At 64.2% G+C, this 21,596-nt stretch carries 20 protein-coding genes; 14 read left to right on the top strand and 6 right to left on the bottom strand.

The window, feature by feature from the left end:
* Positions 1–111 precede the first annotated feature (111 nt).
* Both EOC83_RS16260 and EOC83_RS16255 read left to right on the top strand, forming a co-directional pair.
* On the top strand, positions 112–753 hold the full coding sequence (locus EOC83_RS16260; protein ID WP_063168299.1) for a DapH/DapD/GlmU-related protein: 642 nt from the start codon (positions 112–114) through the stop codon (positions 751–753).
* A 190-nt stretch (positions 754–943) separates the two neighbouring features.
* Entirely contained in the window at positions 944–1,237 is a 294-nt protein-coding gene (locus EOC83_RS16255) for a hypothetical protein (protein WP_013530976.1), read from the top strand.
* Between the two features lie 105 nt (positions 1,238–1,342).
* On the opposite strand, the gene EOC83_RS16250 is transcribed toward EOC83_RS16255, so the two are convergent.
* Positions 1,343–2,590 carry a hypothetical protein gene (locus tag EOC83_RS16250; RefSeq protein ID WP_013530977.1) on the bottom strand — a complete coding sequence of 416 codons (1,248 nt, stop codon included), beginning with the start codon at positions 2,588–2,590 and terminating at the stop codon, positions 1,343–1,345.
* 262 nt (positions 2,591–2,852) lie between these two features.
* On the opposite strand from EOC83_RS16250, the gene EOC83_RS16245 reads away from it, so the two are divergent.
* Positions 2,853–3,278 (top strand): low affinity iron permease family protein, encoded by a 426-nt coding sequence (locus EOC83_RS16245; protein WP_013530978.1) that lies wholly within the window; start codon positions 2,853–2,855, stop codon positions 3,276–3,278.
* 3 nt (positions 3,279–3,281) lie between these two features.
* Here the strand turns inward: EOC83_RS16245 and EOC83_RS16240 are convergent, their stop codons facing one another.
* Complete coding sequence (locus tag EOC83_RS16240; protein ID WP_013530979.1) at positions 3,282–4,148, bottom strand: SDR family NAD(P)-dependent oxidoreductase; 867 nt, start codon at positions 4,146–4,148, stop codon at positions 3,282–3,284.
* Between the two features lie 162 nt (positions 4,149–4,310).
* Between EOC83_RS16240 and EOC83_RS16235 the strand changes: the two genes are divergently transcribed.
* Positions 4,311–4,592: a hypothetical protein gene (locus EOC83_RS16235; RefSeq protein WP_027160626.1), complete on the top strand. Its 282-nt coding sequence runs from the start codon at positions 4,311–4,313 to the stop codon at positions 4,590–4,592.
* 52 nt (positions 4,593–4,644) lie between these two features.
* On the opposite strand, the gene EOC83_RS16230 is transcribed toward EOC83_RS16235, so the two are convergent.
* A complete protein-coding gene (locus EOC83_RS16230) occupies positions 4,645–5,220 on the bottom strand; it encodes a TMEM175 family protein (protein ID WP_013530981.1) in 576 nt (191 codons plus the stop codon).
* Positions 5,221–5,460: 240 nt separating this feature from the next.
* Here EOC83_RS16230 and EOC83_RS16225 point away from each other — a divergent pair, with 240 nt between their 5' ends.
* Both EOC83_RS16225 and EOC83_RS16220 read left to right on the top strand, forming a co-directional pair.
* Complete coding sequence (locus tag EOC83_RS16225) at positions 5,461–5,862, top strand: SH3 domain-containing protein (RefSeq protein WP_063168298.1); 402 nt, start codon at positions 5,461–5,463, stop codon at positions 5,860–5,862.
* A 184-nt stretch (positions 5,863–6,046) separates the two neighbouring features.
* Entirely contained in the window at positions 6,047–7,258 is a 1,212-nt protein-coding gene (locus tag EOC83_RS16220; RefSeq protein WP_063168297.1) for an MFS transporter, read from the top strand.
* Positions 7,259–7,292: 34 nt separating this feature from the next.
* On the opposite strand, the gene EOC83_RS16215 is transcribed toward EOC83_RS16220, so the two are convergent.
* Both EOC83_RS16215 and EOC83_RS16210 read right to left on the bottom strand, forming a co-directional pair.
* Complete coding sequence (locus EOC83_RS16215; RefSeq protein WP_244506837.1) at positions 7,293–8,753, bottom strand: MATE family efflux transporter; 1,461 nt, start codon at positions 8,751–8,753, stop codon at positions 7,293–7,295.
* Positions 8,754–8,928: 175 nt separating this feature from the next.
* Positions 8,929–10,407: an esterase-like activity of phytase family protein gene (locus tag EOC83_RS16210; RefSeq protein ID WP_063168295.1), complete on the bottom strand. Its 1,479-nt coding sequence runs from the start codon at positions 10,405–10,407 to the stop codon at positions 8,929–8,931.
* 245 nt (positions 10,408–10,652) lie between these two features.
* Between EOC83_RS16210 and EOC83_RS16205 the strand changes: the two genes are divergently transcribed.
* The 3 genes from EOC83_RS16205 (at position 10,653) to EOC83_RS16195 (ending at position 15,064) form a co-directional block, all read left to right on the top strand.
* On the top strand, positions 10,653–13,064 hold the full coding sequence (locus tag EOC83_RS16205) for an FAD-dependent oxidoreductase (RefSeq protein ID WP_063168294.1): 2,412 nt from the start codon (positions 10,653–10,655) through the stop codon (positions 13,062–13,064).
* A 12-nt stretch (positions 13,065–13,076) separates the two neighbouring features.
* A complete protein-coding gene (locus EOC83_RS16200; protein WP_063168293.1) occupies positions 13,077–14,630 on the top strand; it encodes a trimethylamine methyltransferase family protein in 1,554 nt (517 codons plus the stop codon).
* A gap of 119 nt (positions 14,631–14,749) precedes the next feature.
* The gene (locus EOC83_RS16195) at positions 14,750–15,064 is read left to right on the top strand and encodes a hypothetical protein (protein WP_013530988.1); all 315 of its coding nucleotides are present in this window, start codon (positions 14,750–14,752) and stop codon (positions 15,062–15,064) included.
* 184 nt (positions 15,065–15,248) lie between these two features.
* Here EOC83_RS16195 and EOC83_RS16190 read toward each other — a convergent pair whose 3' ends face one another.
* The gene (locus EOC83_RS16190; protein WP_063168292.1) at positions 15,249–16,274 is read right to left on the bottom strand and encodes a LacI family DNA-binding transcriptional regulator; all 1,026 of its coding nucleotides are present in this window, start codon (positions 16,272–16,274) and stop codon (positions 15,249–15,251) included.
* 196 nt (positions 16,275–16,470) lie between these two features.
* Here EOC83_RS16190 and EOC83_RS16185 point away from each other — a divergent pair, with 196 nt between their 5' ends.
* From EOC83_RS16185 to EOC83_RS16165, 5 genes are all read left to right on the top strand, one after another.
* Positions 16,471–17,502, top strand: coding sequence for a Gfo/Idh/MocA family oxidoreductase (locus tag EOC83_RS16185; RefSeq protein ID WP_063168291.1), 1,032 nt, complete (start codon positions 16,471–16,473; stop codon positions 17,500–17,502).
* Entirely contained in the window at positions 17,499–18,407 is a 909-nt protein-coding gene (locus EOC83_RS16180) for a sugar phosphate isomerase/epimerase (RefSeq protein ID WP_013530991.1), read from the top strand. Before EOC83_RS16185 ends, EOC83_RS16180 begins: the two co-directional genes overlap by 4 nt.
* 103 nt (positions 18,408–18,510) lie before the next feature.
* Positions 18,511–19,524: a substrate-binding domain-containing protein gene (locus tag EOC83_RS16175; protein ID WP_013530992.1), complete on the top strand. Its 1,014-nt coding sequence runs from the start codon at positions 18,511–18,513 to the stop codon at positions 19,522–19,524.
* Positions 19,525–19,613: 89 nt separating this feature from the next.
* Positions 19,614–20,411, top strand: a complete 798-nt coding sequence (locus EOC83_RS16170) for an ATP-binding cassette domain-containing protein (protein ID WP_013530993.1) — start codon at positions 19,614–19,616, stop codon at positions 20,409–20,411.
* The gene (locus EOC83_RS16165) at positions 20,408–21,457 is read left to right on the top strand and encodes an ABC transporter permease (RefSeq protein ID WP_063168290.1); all 1,050 of its coding nucleotides are present in this window, start codon (positions 20,408–20,410) and stop codon (positions 21,455–21,457) included. Before EOC83_RS16170 ends, EOC83_RS16165 begins: the two co-directional genes overlap by 4 nt.
* Positions 21,458–21,596 lie beyond the last annotated feature (139 nt).

Here is a 21,596-nt window from a genome sequence, read left to right as displayed (position 1 = left end):
ATTGGCCCCGCTTGCGGGACCAATCGCCTGGGCGAATCCTTGCCGGGAAACGATCTGACGGACGATTGGCCCCGCTTGCGGGACCAATCGCCTAGGCGTAAAGCCGCCGGCATGGACCGTTCCGAAGATCTCGTCCCGAAAGACCCCGAGCCACGCATCCATCCGACCGCGGAGTTGAAGGCGTGCAAGCTTGGGCGTTATGCCTCGATCGGCGAGCGGGTGGTGCTTCGCGAGGTCACCGTCGGCGACTTCTCCTATTTCGAACGCCATTCGGAAGCGATCTACACGACGATCGGCAAATTCTGCTCGATCGCCGCCAACAGCCGCATCAATGCGCTGGAGCATCCCATAGAGCGGCTGACCCAGCACAAGCTCAGCTACCGGCCGAACGAGTATTTTCGCTGGCTGGGCGTCGATGCCGCCTTCCGCGAACGGCGGCAGGCGAAAGCCGTGACCATCGGCCATGATGTCTGGATCGGCCACGGCGCGGTGATCATGCCCGGGGTCACCATCGGCAATGGCGCGGTGGTCGGCGCCAACGCAGTGGTGACGCGTGATGTGCCGCCCTACGCGATCGTCGCCGGCGTGCCGGCGAAGGCTCTCCGGCCACGCTTCGCTCCGGATATCGCGGCGCGGATCGAAGCTCTCGCCTGGTGGAACTGGCCGGTCGAAAAGCTCGCCAGAGCGGTTCCCGACATGCAGGCAATGCCGATCGAAGCATTCCTCGATCGTTGGGAAAACGACGCCGTCTGACCAGCTCAAGACGTCGACGGTAACCAATTTTCTTAACGTAAAATATTAAAGTTAAGAAATGGAAAACGGATTGTATCCGTGAAATTAAACACTCCAAGGTTGCAAGACTTTCGGCAAAATGCACTACTCGTTTCGGGGGTAAGTCGTAAGAAGTCGAAGAAAACACTACTAGCAACAATGGAGAGAAGTCATGAAGAAGTTCGCTTTTGTACTCACCGCTGCTATGGTTTCGTTCTCGACTGTCGGCGCCTATGCCGGCGGCTGGGGAGGTAGCTCGGGTAGCCTGATCAATGTGTCGCCGTCCATCGGTGTCGGCCAGGTGACCGCGCTCAATGGCATCCTGAGTGGCAACAACATCCTGAGCGGCAATGTCGTCCAGGGCATTCTGAACGGCAACAAGACCAACGTCCTTACCGGCGTTCTCAGCGGTATCGGCGTCAATGTCCTTGGCGGCAACAGCTACAAGCTGGGCGGCCGTCACTGAGCAGGAAAGTCACGGGCATCCTTATGTCACGTGTCGTGGGCAGGAGGGTCTTCAACACCCTCCTGCCTCCGCTTGTGGGCCTACCCAGTCAAGCGCGGGAATGAGCTAGATCTTCGCCCGCAGGCCCACAAATGCATCGACCGTGTGTTCGCGCTCGTCGATCACGGTCTTGAAGGTCTCGGAAACGTCGACGCGAACGACAATGGCCATCGATTTGGTCGCGTTGTACGTCGCTTCGGCATAGACGCCCTTGCGGCGCTCCTGGTTCTCGTAGAGCAAATTGTCCTTGAGCTCATAGAAGATGCCGGAAGCGATGCCGAGGTTTTCGCGCACCTTCATGCCCAGTTCCAGTTCCGCGCGCTGCAGCCACGAAGCCAGGGGGTCGTCGGTTTCGGACGTTTCGTAGCGGCCGAAATAGGTGCCGCGCAGCTCGAAGCCGTGCGGCAGAGGCTTGCCGAAGGTGACTTGCCAGGTCGGACGCCAGCGCTGGTAGATGTTATCGGCGCCACGCAGGAACTGCGCACCCAGCGCCACGCCGAGCGTCGAACCGTCGGTGGCCTTGTAGGCCGCCTCGGCGCGCAGCGTATAGGCGTTGAACGACAGGAACAGCGGCGGGTAACCGATTTCCTCGACGCTGGCGAAGAGCGCAGACGCGGACGCGCCGAAGGCAAGCTGGCCAACTGTCCGGGTGACCCGAGCCGCCAACTGGAAGAGATTGCGGTCGGCATGCAGCTTCGCCGGCAAGATGAGATCTTCCTGGAAATGCGTCGCGCCGAGCTTTTCGTAGCTGTCGGCGGCCTCGAGGATCAGCGATGTGGCGTTGCCGAGGTCGATGCCGAGTTGTGTCTGGGCGCCGAAGACCTGCTTGAACTCGCGCGTACCCAGCGTCAGCGGGCCGATATCCAGATTGTCGCCGGTGCTGGAGACGCGATAGCTCAGCGATCCCCTCAGTTCGAGGCCCGGGCCGAGCCGGCGGAAGGCCTCGGCCGACAGCGACAATCCGCGGTCGTCCTCGATCGACGTCTTGTCGTAATGCGTTACCTGGAAGTCCGCGCTGAATTTCGCGTTGGCGTCGTTGTCGCCCCATTGCTGCTGCAGCGAACCGCGCAACAGTGTGTACCAGTCCTTGACCGCATGGTCGCTGTCCAGCGCGTTGTTGGTCCAATGCCTTTCGAGACTGCCGGTGATTGTCGGATCGGTCGCTATTTCGGCAGCCGGTGCTGTTGATGGTTCTGCCCTGGCGGTCACGGCCGCGCAGGCCATCAGCAGGCCTAGGCCGGCGCTGCCAAGCAATCTGCGGGAAAGTGGAGCGACCGTCTGTCCTTCTGCCGGTCGGCGCTTTCGGGAAACCATGCTCCGCGCTCTCCGGACTGAAACCCCTTCCGCCATGCGGGGGTGGCGCAGCGGAAGGGGCTGGAGGTAAACCGCTGTGAAGCGGAAGGAACAGGCACTCTTGCCTGCGGGAGTACTGTGGCATTGAACCCATAAGGTGTGTTTTCCAGACTATTCTCCCTATGCGTGCAGGCAATTGTACCTGAGGTATTTGTTCGCATCGGGAACCTGAAGCGGTCGCTGATTGTTTCTCATCGCGCCGCAGCGTCGAGGATTTCGATAGATGGAAAAGCATTTCACCAAGGTTGCCAACTGGGTCGCCCGCATAGCCGGCCTGCCGCCGACATTCGCCGTCTGTTGCCTCATCATCATCGCCTGGGGGGTGAGCGGTCCGTTCTTCGGCTTTTCGGACACTTGGCAACTTGTCATCAACACGGGCACGACCATCATCACCTTCCTGATGGTCTTCCTGATCCAGAACACTCAGAACCGCGACGGCGCGGCGATCCAGGCCAAGCTCGACGAACTGATCCGGGTCGGCAAGGGCCACAACCACTTCATCGGCATCGAGCATCTGACCGAATCCGAAGTCGAGGAAATCCGCGCCAAATGCGAGCGTGCGGCAAAGCGGCATGACGAACAGATCGCCGACATCGCGGCGAAGAAGGCCGTGGCACAGAAGCGCGGGTCGAAAAAGCAAGCGGCCTGAAGATCAGCCTTTCATGAAGGCTGCGAAACTGCCTTTGTGGTCCGGATGCCAGCGCGACAAAGCGGGGCGGTTCTCGATGATGTCGCCGATCGCCCAGGCCATGCGCTTTTCATCCAGCGGCCGGGCCGCCTCATTGTCCGGGCACAGGATGTAGAAATCTCCCCTGGTCAGGGATTCCAGCATGAAATCCACAACCTGTTCGCCGGTCCAGGCGCCGGCCGGTTTTTCCGTCGCACCCTCGGTCAGACCGGTAAAGGTGAAGCCGGGGATCAGCAGATGGGCAGCGACATGGGCGCCGGGTTCGTTGCGCAACGCGTGCGCCAGGCCTTCCGTGAAGGTTTTCACTCCTGCCTTGGAGACATTGTAGGCAAGATTGCCGGGCGGCGTGGTGATGCCTTGCTTGGAGCCGGTGTTGACGATCAGACCCGGCCTGGCCGAGGCCAGCATGCGCGGCGCGAAGGCCTCCACGCCATGCACAACGCCCCAGAAATTGATGTCCAGCAGCCGTTTCCAGGCATCGCGGTTTTCCCACGGCTTTCCGGGGTTGTCGCCGACGCCGGCATTGTTCATCAGCAGCGACACGCCGCCGAAGGCGCCGAACGCTCTCTCGGCGAGGCGGTCCACCTCATCCGCCTTCGAAACGTCGGCGGCGACGGCAAGCACGGCATCGTCGCCGGCAATCGCGGAAACGGCGCGCGAGGCGTCGTCAAGCCGCGCGCCGCCAATGTCGGCCAGCACGATCTTCATGCCTAGCAATGCAAGCCGCTTGGCGGCCGCCAGACCGATGCCGCTGGCAGCGCCGGTGATCACGGCGGCATTGCCTGGAGCAAGCGCGGGCAGGGCGGTCTGGATCTCGGCGTCGGTGATCATGGGCGATGGATTCCTTGTTCGATGCGCCGAACTTAGCGCCGGAACGGGCCGGTGCAAGCCTCTGCTCGTCTTGTCGGGTTGACCAGTCCGGCCGAGGCTGCGCATGTTGCCCTTTGTCCCCGCAAAAGAGATTTAGGCCTGGGGACAAACGGAGGTTCCTGATTGACGGACTGGGTTGCAATTCTGAAGGAGCAGACCGCCATTGGCGACCAGATGGGCCGCGAGGTGCCGCAGATGCTGGCCAATCCCGACATCAGCGAAGCGCAGGTGAAGACACTCTTTTCCGCGCTGGAGAAACAAGCCGAGTTCGTCGAGAAACTGCGCATGGCGCTGGAAAAATTCGGCCATGATTTCTCGATCATCAAGGCCGCGGAACGGCTGGAGGAGCTCTATGCCGACCTCGCCGCATCGGTGGCGGAAAAACTGAAAGCGATGCGCAAGTAGGGCAATTTGGGAAAGCCGTGCAGCGCTCTACCTTGAAAATGTGTGAAGACAACTACTTTTCGATCACCCGCGCAAAGCGCCTATCCGGTACGAGCCATATCATCGCGACCAGCACATAGAGCGCGACGCCGATCCACTGGCTGACGAAGGTCAGCACGACGGCCACGATATAGACAGCCAGCGAGAGCTTCCCCTTGCGGTCATTACCCAGCGCCTTGGCAAAGGCGGTATCATTGCCGTGCAGGCGATGCAGCGCGGCGGCGAGTATGGTGTAGGCGATGGCGCATAGCGCGAGGTCGGTGCCATAGACTGCTACCGGCACCGGCGCAAAGTGGTTCTCGCCCATGAAGGCTGTGGTCACCGGCATCAGCGACAGCCAGAACAGCAGATTGAGGTTCGCCCACAGCACGCGCCCGTCGACCCGCTGAACGGTGTGGAACATGTTGTGCAGATTGTTCCAGTAGATGCCGACATTGATGAAGGACAGCACGTAGCAGAAGAAGATCGGCCACAACGGCACCAAGGCGGAGAAATCCTCGCCATGCGGCACTTTCAACTCAAGCACCATGATGGTGATGATGATAGCCACGACGCCATCGGTGAATGCCTCGACCCTGCCTTTGCCCATGGATCCCACCTTTGCCCGCGATGAATTGTCGAAAGAGAGTAACGCTAGCGGATGTTGAGGAGCCAATAAATGGCAACCGCGAAATTCCTCAACCATGTCCAAGGAAAATCCGGCATCAGTCCCGCTGGCCAGGACGGTTACGGCCGCCCACCTGTTGACTTTTCTTGGCTTGGCCGCTCCTCTTGCAGGGCAGTCTTGGCCGAAGCAGATGAACGGCCGGGATTCGAATGGAGGGGACTGATGAGATTTCGTTTTCTGCTTGTGGCCGCGACCATCCTGGCCGCGGTGTTCGGGACGTCCGCCGCGGCCTTCGCCTACAGCGCTCACACCTCGACCAACCTCAACGTCCGCAGCGGGCCGGGAGCGGGATACGCCAAAGTGGGAACGCTGCCCGCCGGCTTCAGGGTCAATGTCACCGGCTGCCAGCCGGGCTGGTGTAGAATCCATGGCGGCGGCGTGAGCGGCTGGGCCAGCGCCGGTTATCTTGAACGCTCCCAGATCGTTCGCCCGCCAATCATCATCGTGCGTCCGCCGCATCGGCCGCCACACTGGCACAAGCCGCACCGTCCTCCGCACCATCGGCCGCCGCACAGGCCGCGTCCCGGCAAGTGCAAGATCGCGCCCGGCTTTGCTTGCAGGTAACGCCGACCGGTTGAACGATAGATGACGGATCGGAGCCGCTGGCCCCGATCCGAGCCTGTTCAGCCGGCGGACATCCCGCTCAAGCAATGTCCACCGTGCTGTCAGGAGCCTGCCTGTCGGTTGGAACGTCGTGGATGAAACCGCGTTAGATCCTCGATCCCCGAAATTGGTGACGAGGTTGGCCATGGCCATTCGCGATTTTGCGCATACGCACGAAGGGGCAGGTGGCGATGCTCTCGCAATCCCCACCGTCGCCGCGATGATTGCGGTGCTGTTTGCCGGCAGCACGGTGCTGACGCCGCTCTACATCGTCTACAAGCAGCAATTCGGCTTTTCACAAATCACCCTGACGCTGATCTACGCCGTGTATGTCGTCGGCAATCTGGCGGCACTTCTGATGTTGGGCAGCGTCTCCGATATTGTCGGACGCCGGCCCGCGAGCCTGGCGGCCATGCTCGTCGCCATCGTCAGTGCGCTTGTCTTCCTGTTTGCCGTAAACGTCGTCTCGCTCGACGTCGCCCGCATCCTGAGCGGGCTTGGCATCGGCGTCGGCGCGGGGACCGGAACCGCGTGGATTGCCGAGCTTCTTCCCGGCGCGGACAAGTCGCGCGCCAGTGTGATTGCCACCAGCACCAATTTCCTCGGCCTCGGCCTCGGCGCACTGATTTCGGGATTTCTGGCTGAATACGAGCCATGGCCGTTGCGGCTGATCTTCATCGTCTATCTGGCAGCACTTGTGGTGGTGACGATCCTGGTCTGGCGCACTCGCGAAACGGTGTCGAAGCCGGGCGGCCTCGGGGGGATCTCCTGGCGGCCGCGACTTTCCGTCCCGGAGGAAATCCGTGCGCGCTTCGTCGCGCCGGCGGTGACCGGCTTCGGCGCGATGGCGCTGGTCGGGTTCTACGCCGCGTTGGCGCCGAGCATCCTGGCGCAGCAGCTGCATGAGACCAACCATGCCGTCGCCGGCGCGCTGTTCTTCGAGCTGGCGATCGTCACCGCGATCAGCATTGTCGTTCTGATGCACATGAAGAGCAATAAGGCGATGCTGGCTGCGCTGGCATTGATGATCCCAAGCGTCTTGTTGGTGGTGGCGGCGCAGATATTGGCCTCGATGGCACTGATGGTTGCTGCGACGGCCTGTTGCGGCGTTGCGGCGGCGCTTGGTTACCGTGGCGGCCTGCAAGTGGTGAACGAGATCGCGCCCAAGGATCGTCGCGCCGAAGTGGTGTCCAGCTTCTTCATCTGCTGCTTTGTCGGCAACGCCTTGCCCGTCATCGGCATCGGCATCGTTTCGACCTATGCCAGTCCCGTCGCTGCCAGCCTGGCGTTCGCCGGCATGATCGTGGTGTTTGCGTTGGTGGCGCTGGCTTTTGGGCTGAAACAACAACGGCGTTGAGGGCCTGGAGCGGTCCAGCGGAACCGGGTTGGCTTCAGCCGTTCGGTGTTTCAGGCGAAAGATGCGCGCGTCCGCGCGGCACGCCAAGACCGGTGTCCGGCGGCTCGCCGGCGGCCGGCCTGTCCTCGATCATGTGCGTGGTGCGCCAGCGGCCGAAACGATAGTAGGCCGCCGCCAGTACAAGCGAGCTGATCGAACCCGCCGGGAAGCTCCACCACAACGCTTCCTCGCCGATCACGCCACGCATGAAATAGGCAAAGCCGGTGCGCACGACCAGCACCGAAATGACCAGGATGATCAGCGGCGGCATCACGGCACCCGTGGCTCGTACGGTGGCAAACAGCACGATGGTTATGCCGAACAGGATGAACGACCACGAGGCGACATTGTTGATGTGGACGGCGATGTCGATCGCCGCGCTGTCGCGGCTCAGGAACAGGCTCAGCACCGAACGGTCGAAAACCGACAGCACGGCAACCAGTGCGCCGGTCAGGACGAGGTTGAAGCCGACGCCTGAGGCGGCGATGCGGCCGATCCGGTCCCAGCGCCCGGCGCCGACATTCTGTGCCGCCATCGAGGACACCGCGGCGCCGATGGCGAGCGCCGGCATCTGGATGTAGGTCCACAGCTGGGCGGCGATGCCGTAGGCGGCGGCGACCTGTGAGCCGTAGGAATTGACGATGCCCATCACCGTCAGTGCCGCCGCCGAAATGACGATCATCTGCAGGCCCATCGGCACGCCCTTGAAGACGACGATGCGCAGCAAGGTGGGATCGGGCCGCAGCAGAGCGAGGTTGGCGCCGGCCAGCCGCAGCGGATGCTTGCGCACATAGAGCACGATCAGGATGGCGATCACGCTAACCGTCTGGCCGATCAGCGTGGACGTGGCGGAGCCCGCGATGCCGAGTTCGGGAAACGGTCCGATGCCGGCGATGAGCAATGGGTTGAGCACGATGTCGAGGACGACGGCCAGCGCCATGAAGAAGAAGGGGGTGCGTGAATCGCCGGCACCGCGCAGCACGGTCATGACGAAGGACAGAAGGTTCATCATCGGCACGGCGACGAAGATGATGCGCAGATAGGAGCGCGCCAGCGGCAAGGCGTCGGCCGGTGTGCCGAGCGTGTTGAGAATGGCGTCAACCCAGATCCAGCCGCAGACCGCGAAGACAACCGAGACGAGGAAGAAGAACGTCGCGCTGGTGCCGACAATGCGGCGCGCCTCGGGCAGGTCGCGGGCACCGACCGACTGGGCCACCAGGATGGTGGCCGCCATGCCGATGCCGAACACAGTGCCGAGGATCAGGAACAGGACGAGGTTGGCATTAGAGGTGGCGGTCAGCGCCGATTCGCCGAGAAAACGGCCGACCCAGACGGCGTTGATCGAGCCGTTGAGCGACTGCAGCACGTTGGAGCCGAGCACCGGCAGGGCGAACAGCAGAAGCGTGCGCGGGATCGGGCCGCTGGTCAGGTCGCCGGTGCGCCGGCGCGCGGGCATTTTTTCGTCCATGGCGGGCAACTCGGCGGATGGTGATTTGGATCCAGTCCACGATGATATCGCAGGCGGGACCGAGATGCACCCTTGCGAACGCGCGGCTGAAAGGCCGCTGCCCCGTTCATGCCTGCCGCGAGCCCAGCGGACGCGCCAAGCGCGCCCGCCCGTGCAGTGGCCGTTACTTCCCGGCGAGACCCGGCAGCGTGACCTGATAGACCAGGAACATGGTGTCGACATCGGCGCCGTCTTCCGCCTTGTAGGGTGCGCCGACCTGAAAACCGTCCTGGGCGAGGAAGTCGTTGTCGTTGGCGACGAACAGGAAGTAGTCGTCGGGCAGCTTCGGATCGAGAACGCTGACCACCGACATCGCCTCCCACTTCTCCGACAGGTTGTTCTTGTCGTTCGGCGCGCCATTGTGCAGGCCGAAGCGGCCGAGTTCGCCCTTGTCGTTGATGTCGATGAACGGCGTCAGCTTGGCCGGCATCACCGACGGGTCGAGCACGCCCTTGGGCGCCAGCGGCTTGTCGGCGGCATCGAAGGCGCCGCCGGCGATGTCGGTCGCGGCCGAGACGTCGACGACGAAGATCTGGCGCACCAGCGAGGTGTCGCCCTTCAGCCCCTGGCCGTTGCCGCTGTCGCGCGCCAGCATCAGGAAGGTCTTGTCGGAGAGCGCCACGATCTCGCTCTGCGCGGCGATCTTGGTCTTGCCCTTGGCATCCTTGAACACCGGCAACGGCACGACATACTCATGCGCCAGTTTGAGGTGGGCGAGGTCGGACGCGTCATAGACCAGCGCACGCGTGTTCTGGCGCGTCGCGGGCGAATCGCCGCCATCCTGCCGGGGCGCCGATTGCAGCACCGCGATCAGGAACTTGCCGTCCGGCGTCATCGCCATTCCCTCCAGGCCCTGGTTGTTCTGGCGGCCGGTCTCGGGGTCCTTCGGATCGGGCTCGGCGGCACCGGGTCCCGGATTGTCCGAGGCGAAGTTCGGCGTGCCGTGGCGCATCGGCACGAAGGCGGCCGGTGGCTGGGTTGCCGACAGCAGATGCCCGTCGGCGGAAAACCGATAGATGTTCGGGCCGTATTCGTCGGAGATGAACATCGAACCATCGGGCAGCCGCACGATCGCCTCGTTGTCGAGCGCCAGCTTGCCATTGTCGGCTTGCGGCAGGATCGGCATGTCGCCGCTTGCCGCGCGCACGCCGTTGAGTGGGTCGAGGCCTGTGGCATCAGCCCCCTTGTCGTCGGTGAGAAGCATGGTGTCGGCGAGCGTTGCCTTGACGCCCGTCTGCTCCTGGCCGGCAGCAGGTGCCGCGCCCGGTGCGACCGGAGCAAATTCGATGGCGATCGTGTTGAGGCGCGGCCGGTAGTTGGTGGTGCCGACGACATTGTAGCCACGGTCCGGCAACAGCCAGAGCGAACCCCTGTAGCCGGCGGTGTCATGCGTCCAGCCTGATGCGTCGATCGCCATGCCGGAACCCGAGCCGAAGGTCTCGCCGAACTTGTCGCGCTGAGCGGCCGGGATGCGGCCGACGCCGACCAGCCCCTTGTTGACGAGGCCGCCGACGGTCGCGGTGCTGTCGGCGAGCGCCGGCGCCAAGGCGGTGAACAAGGCCAGCGCGACGCCAAGCGACGCGGGTCGATACAGGTGCTTCATGGATAATCCTCTTTGTGACGGATGTGCCGGAGCGGCCGGGGGACGAAAAACTGAAAGAGGTACGACATCGATGATGTTGCGCAAGCCTCCCCGAAACGCGGTCTACGGCGCGAACATGATGCTTGCGTGACAGCGCGCAGTGCATGCCGGCGGTCGACGAAAAACGATGCGCGCGCGCCGGCACTGGACACTTATGTCCAGTGGATATATACTCCAGTCTTCGGACCAACCGTGGAGGGGAAGCCTTGAAGTCGCACTACCGCGCAGTCGTCATCGGAGGTGGCGTGGTCGGAGCCTCGGTGCTCTATCACCTGACGCGGTTCGGCTGGAGCGATGTGGCGCTGATCGAGCGCGCAGAACTGACGGCCGGTTCGACCTGGCACGCGGCGGCAGGCTTCCATGCGCTCAACGCCGATCCCAACGTGGCGGCGCTGCAGGACTACACCATCAATCTCTACCGGGAGATCGAGGCCGAATCCGGCTGGGATATCGGCCTGCACATGACGGGCGGCGTCAACATCGCCAGCGATCCCGCGCGCTGGGAGTGGCTGAAATCAGCCTGGGCCGTGTTCCAGTCGGTCGGCATCGAGACCGCGCGCCTGGTCACGCCCGACGAGATCAAGGCGATCTGCCCGATCGTCGACGTCAACGGTGTTCTTGGCGGCCTGCATGATTCCAACGAAGGCCATCTCGACCCGTACGGTACCACGCATGCCTATGCGGGTGCTGCGAAGAAGCGCGGCGCCGACATCATCTTGCGCAACCGGGTCGTCGAGCTGAAAGCACGTGCCGACGGGCGCTGGGACGTCATCACCGAGCAGGGCACCATCATCGCCGAGCATGTCGTCAATGCCGGCGGGCTGTGGGCGAAGCAGCTCGGCCGCATGGCCGGCGTCGACCTGCCGGTGACGCCGATGGAGCACCACTATTTCATCACCGATGACATTCCGGAGATCGCAGCACTTGACAGGGAAATCGGCATCGCCGTCGATCTCGACGGCTTTTCATACCTGCGGCAGGAGCGCAAGGGTGTGCTGCTTGGCGTCTATGAGCAGAACCCAAAGCACTGGAACATGGACGGAGCGCCGTGGGATTACGGCATAGAGCTGATCCCGGAAGACATCGACCGCATCAGCCCGGAACTCGCCAAGGCGCATGAGCGCTTCCCTTGCCTGGCGACGGCCGGTATCCGCAAATGGGTCAACGGCGCCTTCACCTTCACGCCGGACGGCAATCCGATTGTCGGGCCGGTGCGCGGCCTGAAGAACTACTGGGTCGCCTGCGGCGTCATGGCCGGTTTCAGCCAGGGCGGCGGCGTCGGCAAGTCGCTGGCCGAATGGATGATTTTCGGCGAACCGCAGGCCGACATCTTCGGCATGGATATCGCTCGCTACGGTGCCTTCGCCGCCAACCGCGAATATCTCAGGCAGACGACGCGCCAGTTCTATTCGCGCCGGTTCGTCATGACCTTTCCCAATGAACGGCTGCCCGCCGGCCGGCCGCTGAAACGCCCCGGCGCCTATGACGGCATGAGCGCGGCGGGATGCGAATGGACGGCTTCCTGGGGGCTGGAAATCCCGGCCTATTTCGCGCCGATGGGATTTGCCGAGAGCACGACGCTGCGGCGCTCCAACGCCTTCGACATCGTCGGCGAGGAGGCGCTGCAGGTGCGGCGCGCCGCCGGCCTCGTCGATATCTCGGCCTATGCGCGCTATGCGGTGTCGGGGCTGGGTGCGGAGGCGTGGCTCGACCGGCTGCTCGCCTGCCGATTGCCGAAGGCGGGGCGGGCCGGCCTGGCGCCGATGCTCGGCCATGACGGACGGCTGAAGGGCGACCTCACCGTCTTCAACTGGGGCGGCGGCTCTTATTGGCTGATGGGCTCCTACTATCTCCGGGAATTCCATATGCGCTGGTTCGAGAGCCATGCGGCGGAGGGCGTCACCATCGCCGACCTCTCCGACACGATGAGCGGCTTCCTGCTCACGGGGCCGAATGCGCGGGAGATTCTGGAGCGCACGACGCATCAGGATGTTTCCGGCGCAGCATTGCCGTTCATGGCCTGTGGCGCATTCGACATCGGTATGGTGCAGGCACGTGTGGCGCGGCTGTCGATCGCGGGCGAACTCGGCTTCGAAATCAGTTGCCCCGTGACCATGCACGCCACGTTGCGCGACACGCTGCTGGCTGCGGGCGAGGATCTGGGCCTTGCTGAAATCGGCTACTATGCGCTCAATGCGCTGCGGCTGGAGAAGAGCTTTGGCATCTGGTCGCGTGAATTCACGCAAGGCTATACGCCGGGCCAGACCGGTCTCGACCGCTTCATCGCTTTCGGCAAGAGCGACTTCATCGGCCGCGAAGCAGCGTTGAAACAGCGGGAGGCCGGCAGCGGCCAATGCCTGGTGACGCTGGAAATCGATGCGCTCGACGCCGATGCCAGCGGTTTTGAGCCTGTCTGGCATCAGGGCCGACGCGTCGGCTTCGTCACCTCGGGCGGCTATGGCTATACGGTCGGCAAGAGCCTGGCGCTGGCTCTGGTCGACCGCGATTTCGCGGGCGAGGGCACCGCGCTCTCCGTGCATGTCGTGGGTGAGGAACGGCCGGCGCGTGTCGTCGCGGCCTCGCCCTACGATCCCCTGGGCAAGGCAATGCGGCAATGAGGAGGATTTCCGATGGTCGATGACGCGGCACGGGACGGCAGGCGCGAGCGCCGGCGTGGACGCACGGGCGAGGCCGGTAGCGAAAGCAGCCGCCGTCCCAATTACCATTCGCTGAAGAACCCGTTCCTGCCGCAGCCGATCTTTTCGGACGACCAGGCGGCTTCGATCCACGACACGGCGCTGCGGGTGCTGGAAGAGCTCGGCATCAAGGTGCTGCTGCCGCAAGCGCGTGAGCATTTTGCCAATGCCGGCGCCCTGGTCGATCCAGACACCGACATGGTGCGCATCGGCCGTGACATGGTGACGGCGGCACTCGCCTCGGCGCCGAAGTCGATCCACGCTTACGCCGGTTCGCGCGCCCGCGATCTGACGCTGGAGCTCGGCTCGATGACCTTCCTGGCCGGGTGCGGGGCGCCGAACGTCACCGATCTCGAGCGCGGCCGGCGGCCGGGAACACTGGCGGATTTCGAGGATCTGATGCGGCTGGTGCAGCATTTCGATGTGCTGCATATGCTGGGGCCCTGCATCGAACCGCAGGATGTCGACAACCGCTTTCGGCACTATGCCGTCAACCGCGCGCAGTTGACGCTGTCGGACAAGCTCCCGTTCGTCTTCGCGCGCGGAACGCCGCAAGTCGAGGACGGGTTCGAGATGCTGCGGCTGGCGCGCGGCTTGTCGGAAGAGGAGTTTCTGGCAAGCGCGCATTGCTACACCGTCATCAACACCAACTCGCCGCGTCAGCTCGACATTCCGATGGCGCAAGGCATCATCGATTTCGCTCGCGCGGGGCAGGTCTCCGTCATCACGCCGTTCTGCCTGGCGGGCGCCATGGCGCCGATAACGGTCGCCGGCGCGCTGACGCTGCAGCATGCCGAAGCGCTGGCCGGGCTGACGCTGGCGCAGATCGTGAGGCCGGGTGCGCCGGTCGTCTACGGCTCGTTCTCCTCCAATGTCGACATGAAATCCGGCGCGCCCGCCTTCGGCACGCCCGAGCACGTCAAGGCGACGCTGGGCGCCGGCCAACTGGCGCGCTTCACCGGGCTGCCTTGGCGGTCCGGCGGCGGCAGTGCGGCCAACATCTCCGACGCACAGGCCGCGCACGAGACGCAGTTCGCGCTGTGGGGCTCGGTGCTGGCCGGGGCGACGATGTGCATCCATGCTGCCGGCTGGCTGGAGGGCGGCCTCAGTGTCTCCTTCGAGAAACTGATCACCGACATCGAGGCGCTGCAGACGGTGGCTGAACTTTGTGCTGCGACGCCCGGCGACACCGACACGATTGGTTTCGAAGCTATCGCCGAGGTGCAGCCGGGCGGGCATTTCTTCTCGGCCGGCCACACCATGGCGCGCTATCGCACCGCCTTCTATGAACCGCTGGTGGCCGACTGGTCGAATTTCGGCAACTGGACGCAAAGCGGCTCGAAGACGGCGAGCGAGCGCGCCACCGGCGTCTGGAGGCGGGTGCTTGCCGATTTCGCGCCGCCGACCTCGGCCGTCGCCACATCAGGCGTGCTGGACGAGTTCATCGCGCGGCGCACGGCAGAGGGCGGAGCAGCGCCGGTGTCTTGAGGCTGGCTCCCGCTGATCGCCCTGGTTGTGGCGTGATCCGGAACCTATAGCGCCTCCCGCGCATTCAAGGCTGCGGCCGGTGCACTGCGCACCGGTGTGCTGTTTGAGGGGAGGACGACATGGGTTTCGACCAGTATCACGAACCGCCTGAAGAACTGTCGCAGGAGGTGCGGACCTTTGCCCGCATGATCACCTCGCTGATCGAGGAGGCGGAAGCGATCAGCTGGTACGAACAGCGCATGTCGGTGGAGAAGGACCCGCAGGCGCGCGCCATCATGAAGAACGCGCAGGGCGAGGAGTTCAAGCATTTCGGCATGGATCTCGAATTCCTGCTGCGCCAGAAGAAGGACTGGCGCGCGGAACTGAAGGAAATCCTGTTCACCACGGGCGACATCGTCAAGGCCGGGGAGCGGGGCGAGAAGAAGGTGGACTAGGGTATGTCGATATTCAGGTGAGGCCGGCCTGCAAACGACGGCTTTCTGCGCTTCCGGTGCTCACGGACCCGAATGTCCGCTCCGCTCCGGTTCTCAAAAGCCATCATTTTCGGCTCGGCCTGACCTGAATCTCAACACACCCTGGCTCAGCGTTTGACAAATTCGCCAGGTCCTGCTGCTGCGATTAATCGCTGTCGCGCGCGACCAGTTCCAGCGGCCAGACCTCGCGGATGATCCGCGGACCCTCCGGGCCGGCGAAGGCGGGAAGCGACGCCAGCAGCATTTCCGCGAGCCGTTGTCCCATCGGCTCCAGCGCCGGGCGGAAGGCGGTCAGGGCTGGCGAGAAATAGCGGCAGAGCGGCGTGTCGACGATGACGGTCACTGCCATGTCGTGACCCGGCCTGATACCCATCTCTGCCAGCGCCTTGCAGCCGCCCAGCGCCATCGCGTCATTGTTGAAGATGATGGCGGTCGGCGGAGCCTTGGAGCGCATCACCTGCGGCGTCACCCCGTAGCCGCCGGCCTCGTTGATGAAGCCGGACGCGATCAGCTCGGGGTCTACCTCGATGCCGTGCCGCCGCAAGGCCTTGCGATAGCCGACCAAAAACAGATAGCCGAAATTAAGGTCGAGCGACGGGCGGACGGCGGCGATGCGGCGGTGGCCGCGCGCCACGAGGCGGTCGACCGCGTCGGCGCCGGCCTTCTCGAAATCGAGGTCGAGGGAAGGGTAGGACTTGGTTCCGGAGCGGCTGCGGCCGAGCGTGGCGAAGGGAAAGCCGGCCTGGGTGAGATAGTCGATGCGTTCATCCTCGCGCCGCGTCCAGGCCAGCAGCACCGCATCGGCGCGGCGCGTCTCGACGACGCGGCGCAGGCGCTCCTGCTGGTAGTCGCCCGGCGCGCCCATGACCACGGTCAGGTCGAGCCCGCTTTCCGCAAGCCTGGCCTGCAGCCCGATCAGGAACGGAATGAAGAACGGCTCGCCATATTGCTGGTCGCCCGGATGCGGCTGCAGCATGAAGGCGATCGAATGGGTGGCGCCTTGCCGCAGACTGCGGCCGGACTGGTTCGGCGAATAGTTGAGCGTCCTGGCCGCCTCGAGCACGCGCTGGCGCGTGTCGGCATTGACGTCGGCGCGGCCGTTCAGCGCCCGCGACACCGTGCCGATCGAAATGTTCAGGTGACGGGCAAGGTCATGAATGCTGGATGCCAAGTGACTGTACTCCCCTTGCTTGGCTAGCACCGGTAGCCGCTCAGGCCAAGGCGACAGGACGATTTTCACGAGCGGCCAATTGACATTCTACGCCTTCGGGTGTGTTCTCGTAAACGTTTACGGAAAAACGTTTACGGTCATGCCGTGGATGCCGTGACGATCGGTCTGGAGGGACCGAGCGGAGGAGGAGCGCCGGATGATCAATGCCGTCCTGGTCGGCTGCGGAGCGATGAGCAAGGCCTGGCTCGATGCCGCGCAGCAAGTCAACGGGCTCGCCATTGTCGGCCTTGTGGATCTCGATGCCGACAGGGCACGGGCGCGGGCGCACGAATACGGCCTCACCAATGCCGTCATCGGCAGCAGCCTCGATGCCGTCCTCGATCAGATCAAACCGCAAGCGGTGTTCGATGTCGTGGTTCCCGCCGCCCGGCGCGCGGTCGCGCTGTCCGCCTTTGCGCACAATTGCCATCTGCTGACGGAAAAGCCGCTCGCCGACAGTCCGGAAAATGCGCGCGCCATCGTCGAGGCCGCGCGCCGCGCCGGGCGCATCCATGCGGTCGTGCAGAACCGCCGCTATGTCGCCAATGTCAGGCGCATCCGGAGGTTCCTGGACTCCGGCGCCATCGGTGCGCCGACCAGCATCCACGCCGACTTCTTCGTCGCGCCGCATTTCGGCGGTTTTCGCGAGGAGATGGCCCATGTGCTGCTGCTCGACATGGCGATCCACACCTTCGACGCCGCTCGCTATATGGTGAATGGCGAGCCGGCCGGCGTCTATTGCCAGGAATGGGAGCCGGCCAGTTCCTGGTACAGGCAGGGATCTTCGGCCAGCGCCGTCTTCGATCTCGGCGACGGCAAGGTCTTCACCTACGCCGGCAGCTGGTGCGCGGCCGGCTTCCGCACCAGTTGGGAAAGTGCATGGCGCATCGTTGCCGAGCGCGGCAGCCTCATCTGGGACGGTCATGACGATTTGAGGGCAGAAGCAGTGATGCCGGGCCGCGAGGGAATGTTCGACAAAACCCAGCCGATCGAGGTGCCGCCGCTCGATGCGTCCGATCGCGTCGGCGGCCATCTCGGCATTCTCCAGGATTTCATGCACGCCATCGAGACCGGCACCGAGCCGGAAACGCGCGGCGGCGACAACATCAAGAGCCTGGCCATGGTTTTTGGCGCCATCGAAAGCGCCGAGACCGGCCGCCGCGTGACAATCGCAGAGGAAGCACAATGACGCCGAACCCGCTTCTCGACATCCGGATCGGCACCATGGTGCGGGCCAATCTCGACGACCCGGCGGCTTACATCAAGCAGATCCTGCCGCTCGGCTTCGAGAGCATCCAGCCCTTCTTCTGGCAGACGCTGGGCGGCAAGGATTTGCCGCGGCTGGCCGGCCAGATCCGCGAGGCGATCGGCGATGCCGACGTCACCGTGTCCTCGCTCGGCGTGTTCGGCAATCCGCTGGAAGACGGCGAGGTCGATCGCGGCGTGCTCAAGGCCTGGGAGACGGTCATCGACAATGCGCATCTGTTCGGCACCTCGATGGTCAGCGGCTTCACCGGCCGCCTGCGCGGCAAGAAGCTGACCGACAGCCTGCCGCGCTTCAAGGAGGTCTGGGGACCGCTGGCCAGGCGCGCCGCCGACAAGGGCGTGCGCATCGCCTTCGAGAACTGCGCGATGGACGGCAACTGGGCCGCCGGCGACTGGAACATCGCCCACAATCCGGACGCCTGGGAGCTGATGTTCAACGAAGTGCCGGACGACAATCTCGGACTGGAATGGGAGCCCTGCCACCAGCTCGTCTATCTGATCGATCCGATGCCGCAGATCCGCAAATGGGCGCCGCGCATCTTCCACGTCCACGGCAAGGACGCGACGGTGCGCTGGGATGTCATCCGCGAGCATGGCGTGTTCGGCCGGCTGCCCTTCGTGCAGATGCGAACGCCGGGCTTCGGCGACAGCGACTGGACGCGGGTGATCAGCGAATTGCGGCTGGCCGGATACAAGGGCGCCATCGACATCGAAGGCTGGCACGACCCTGTCTATCGAGGCGATCTCGAAATCACCGGGCAGGTGCGCGCGCTGGAATATCTCAAGCAATGCCGGGGAGGGGCCAGCTACCTGCCGAACCCGATGTGAGGATCGGCCGGCGGGAGGAGCCGGCCGGGATGTCTGCAACGCACATTGCCGAAGCGAATGTCGAAACCCCTCGCTTGCGAGGACAAAAAGGGAGGATAAGTGCATGAGCATGACGATGAGAAGGACAGTTCTGCGCTCGACCGTCGTGGCCGCCGCCACGGTGCTTGCCGCTGCGATCTCCACCTTGCCCGCGCAGGCGCTCGACGCCAAATGGTGCAAGGACGTCCACATCCGCTTCTTCGTCGGCGGCGCCGAGGGCGACGCTTTCGGCACCATCGTCTACAATGGCGCCAAGCAGGCAGAGGCCGATCTGGGGCCGAAGGTCGACTACATCTTCTCCCAGTGGGACATCGAAAAGATGGTGCAGCAACTGCGCGAGGCCGTCGCGGTCAAGCCCAACGGCATCGCCATGATGGGCCATCCGGGCGACGCATCAATCATGCCGCTCGCCGAACAGGCGCACAAGGACGGCATCAAGATGATGTACCAGAACGTGCCTGTGCCGAAGGTGGTGGAAGCGTTCGGCGGCGGCTATGTCGGCGCCCAGCAGGAACAGCAGGGCCGCGCGCTCGGCGCCGAGGCGTTCAAACTGGGCAAGCTGAAGGCCGGCGACAAGGCGATCATGATCGGTCCGTTCGAAAACGAAAGTCGCGGCGCGCGCGAACGCGGCACGGTGGCGGCGCTCAAGGAAGCCGGCGTCGAGGTCATCCAGTTGTCCTCACCGCCGAGCGGCGAATGGGCGTCCGATCCCAACCTGGCCATTCCGGTGATCACCGCGGCGCTGCTCAACAATCCCGACGTCAAGGCGGTCGGCTATCCCGGCGGGCAGATGCTCGGCAATGTCTCGACCTATATGCAGGCGGCCGGACGCAAGGCGGGCGAGATCTTCAATTTCGGCTTCGACACCAGCCCGCAGATCGTCGAGGGTTTCAAGGGTGGCTGGGTGCAATTGACCGCCGACCAGCAGCCGTTCCTGCAGGGCTATCTGCCGATCCTCAGCCTCTGCCAGCAGGTTGTGCTGGGGCTGGCGCCGATGAATGTCGACACCGGCGCCGGCTTCGTCACGCCCGAAAATTACGAGATCGTCGCCGAGCTCGCCAAGCAGGCGCTGCGCTGACCTCCCAAGCCGCCGGCCGGGATCTCAGGCCCCGGCCGGCGGGACCGCTGGCGACGACGCCGGCACGAGACAATGAAAGCGAGCATCCGATGGCCGAACGCCTCATCGAACTGCGCGACATCAGCAAGTCCTATGGCCAGGTCTATGCACTGGGCGGGGTCAATCTCAGCGTCGACCGCGGCGAGGTGGTCGGCCTGCTCGGCGACAATGGCGCCGGCAAGTCGACGCTGATCAAGATCCTCTCGGGCGTGGTCAAGCCGACCAGCGGCGAAATCCTCGTGCGTGGCAAGCCGGTGACCGGGTGGAGCGCGGCGCGTTCGCGCGAGGCCGGCATCGAGACGGTGTTCCAGGACCGGGCGCTGGCCGTGCAGCAGACCATCGTTCGCAACATCTTCATGGGCCGCGAGCTGACCGGCTTCATGGGCTTTCTCAGGGTCAACAAGGAGATCGAGGAGGCAAGCCGGCTGATGCGCGAGATCGGCTTCACCTCGAAAGTGTTCACGCCGCAGTCGATCGTCGGCCAGCTTTCGGGCGGCGAACGCCAGGGCGTGGCGATCGCCCGCGCCATCTACAAGCAGGCCGAGCTGATCGTCCTCGACGAACCGACGACGGCGCTGTCGCTGACCGAGACCGCCAAGGTGTTCCATTTCGTGCGCCAGGTGCGGGCGAGCGGCCGCTCGATCCTGTTCATCGGCCACAACATCCATCATGTCTTCGACATCGCCGACCGCTTCGTGGTGCTGGACCGCGGCAAGGTTGCACTGACGACCGACCGCAGCGAGGTCAAGTCGGCCGAAGATCTCATCAACTTCATGGAAGAGGTCGCGCATCCCGGCGGATTGGCCGGGCTGCACGATGCCGGCGACGCGGAGCAGAGAGCACGATGAGCAAGACCATGGAGCCCAACCTGCACGAGCCGTCCGCCGGCATTCCCCGTCCCAGTTCTCAAAAGGAATGGAGGCACCCATCCGATCACTGGATGCGCGGCTTCATCCTCGACAACCGTGCCGCGCTCGGCACGCTCGCCGTGTTCATCGTCATGATGACGGTGTTCCTGATCGCCAACCCGACCGTTTTCACCACCTGGTATCTCTACCGTTCGGTGCTGACGACGCTCCCCGTTGCGCTGTTCGTGGTGGTGCCGCTGGTCTTCGTCGTCACCTGCGGCGAGATCGACCTGTCGTTTCCGGCAACGATGGGCTTCGCCTCATGGGTCTTCGCGCTGGTCGTGCAGGCCGGCTACGATCCGTTTCTCGGCATCGCCGCGGCACTCGTCACCGGCATGCTGCTCGGCTTCCTGGTAGGCTCGCTGGTCGTCTATGGCGGGCTGTCGTCGTTGATCGCCACGCTGGGCATGAATTTCCTGCTGCGCGGCCTGATCCAGATCATCAACGAGGGCAAGTCGATGGCGCTGACCAGCCTCAGCGACAGCTGGGCCTACACGATCTTCTCCAGCCAGGTCCTGGGCGTTCCGGTGCAGATCTTCTGGGCCATCGGCTTCGTCGTGCTGTCGGCGATGCTCTACAACCGGCACCGCTTCGGCGCGCAGGTGAGGGTGGTCGGCGACAATCCAGACAGCGCCCAGCAGATGGGCATCGACGTCAAGCGTGTGCGGGTGAAAGTGTTCGTCTTCGTCGGCATCGGCGCGGCCATCGCCGGCACCTTCTCGGTGATGATCAACTTCACCTGGTGGCCGACCGCCGGCGACGGCTATCTCCTGCCGGTGCTGGCCTCGGTGTTCGTCGGCGGCACGCCGACCTGGGGCGGCATCGGCACCGTCGTCGGCGGCGCCATCGGCGCGGTTACCGTGTCCTTCATCCAGACCGGCGTCGTGGCGGCGGGATTAAGCGGTTTCTATGTGCAGTTCTTCAACGGGCTGATCATCATCCTGTCGCTGCTGGGGCACAAATGGAATCAGGCGCGGTATCGGTGAGGGGCTGTTTCGTTGGCGGACCGCATGCCTTGACGATTGGCGTAGACATCAATCACTTCGTCATCCACGGGTCTGCGCCGCGTCGCTACCCTCCTTGCTTCGCCCGTGGATGACGAAGGTGAGGCTTCCGCGGGGAAAA

This window comes from Mesorhizobium sp. Primo-A (assembly GCF_003997175.1).
Taxonomy (GTDB): domain Bacteria; phylum Pseudomonadota; class Alphaproteobacteria; order Rhizobiales; family Rhizobiaceae; genus Mesorhizobium; species Mesorhizobium ciceri.
This window is presented reverse-complemented; position numbering and strand designations above follow the sequence as displayed.

Excerpts from the sequence above, each read along its gene's own strand:
- EOC83_RS16170 (WP_013530993.1), top strand. The coding sequence starts at position 19,614 with ATGGCCGAACGCCTCATCGAACTGCGCGACATCAGCAAGTCCTATGGC.
- EOC83_RS16250 (WP_013530977.1), bottom strand. The coding sequence starts at position 2,590 with ATGGTTTCCCGAAAGCGCCGACCGGCAGAAGGACAGACGGTCGCTCCA.
- EOC83_RS16245 (WP_013530978.1), top strand. The coding sequence starts at position 2,853 with ATGGAAAAGCATTTCACCAAGGTTGCCAACTGGGTCGCCCGCATAGCC.
- EOC83_RS16215 (WP_244506837.1), bottom strand. The coding sequence starts at position 8,753 with ATGCCCGCGCGCCGGCGCACCGGCGACCTGACCAGCGGCCCGATCCCG.
- EOC83_RS16185 (WP_063168291.1), top strand. The coding sequence starts at position 16,471 with ATGATCAATGCCGTCCTGGTCGGCTGCGGAGCGATGAGCAAGGCCTGG.
- EOC83_RS16175 (WP_013530992.1), top strand. The coding sequence starts at position 18,511 with ATGAGCATGACGATGAGAAGGACAGTTCTGCGCTCGACCGTCGTGGCC.
- EOC83_RS16180 (WP_013530991.1), top strand. The coding sequence starts at position 17,499 with ATGACGCCGAACCCGCTTCTCGACATCCGGATCGGCACCATGGTGCGG.
- EOC83_RS16240 (WP_013530979.1), bottom strand. The coding sequence starts at position 4,148 with ATGATCACCGACGCCGAGATCCAGACCGCCCTGCCCGCGCTTGCTCCA.
- EOC83_RS16220 (WP_063168297.1), top strand. The coding sequence starts at position 6,047 with ATGGCCATTCGCGATTTTGCGCATACGCACGAAGGGGCAGGTGGCGAT.
- EOC83_RS16225 (WP_063168298.1), top strand. The coding sequence starts at position 5,461 with ATGAGATTTCGTTTTCTGCTTGTGGCCGCGACCATCCTGGCCGCGGTG.
- EOC83_RS16230 (WP_013530981.1), bottom strand. The coding sequence starts at position 5,220 with ATGGGCAAAGGCAGGGTCGAGGCATTCACCGATGGCGTCGTGGCTATC.
- EOC83_RS16210 (WP_063168295.1), bottom strand. The coding sequence starts at position 10,407 with ATGAAGCACCTGTATCGACCCGCGTCGCTTGGCGTCGCGCTGGCCTTG.
- EOC83_RS16200 (WP_063168293.1), top strand. The coding sequence starts at position 13,077 with ATGGTCGATGACGCGGCACGGGACGGCAGGCGCGAGCGCCGGCGTGGA.
- EOC83_RS16195 (WP_013530988.1), top strand. The coding sequence starts at position 14,750 with ATGGGTTTCGACCAGTATCACGAACCGCCTGAAGAACTGTCGCAGGAG.
- EOC83_RS16165 (WP_063168290.1), top strand. The coding sequence starts at position 20,408 with ATGAGCAAGACCATGGAGCCCAACCTGCACGAGCCGTCCGCCGGCATT.
- EOC83_RS16260 (WP_063168299.1), top strand. The coding sequence starts at position 112 with ATGGACCGTTCCGAAGATCTCGTCCCGAAAGACCCCGAGCCACGCATC.
- EOC83_RS16255 (WP_013530976.1), top strand. The coding sequence starts at position 944 with ATGAAGAAGTTCGCTTTTGTACTCACCGCTGCTATGGTTTCGTTCTCG.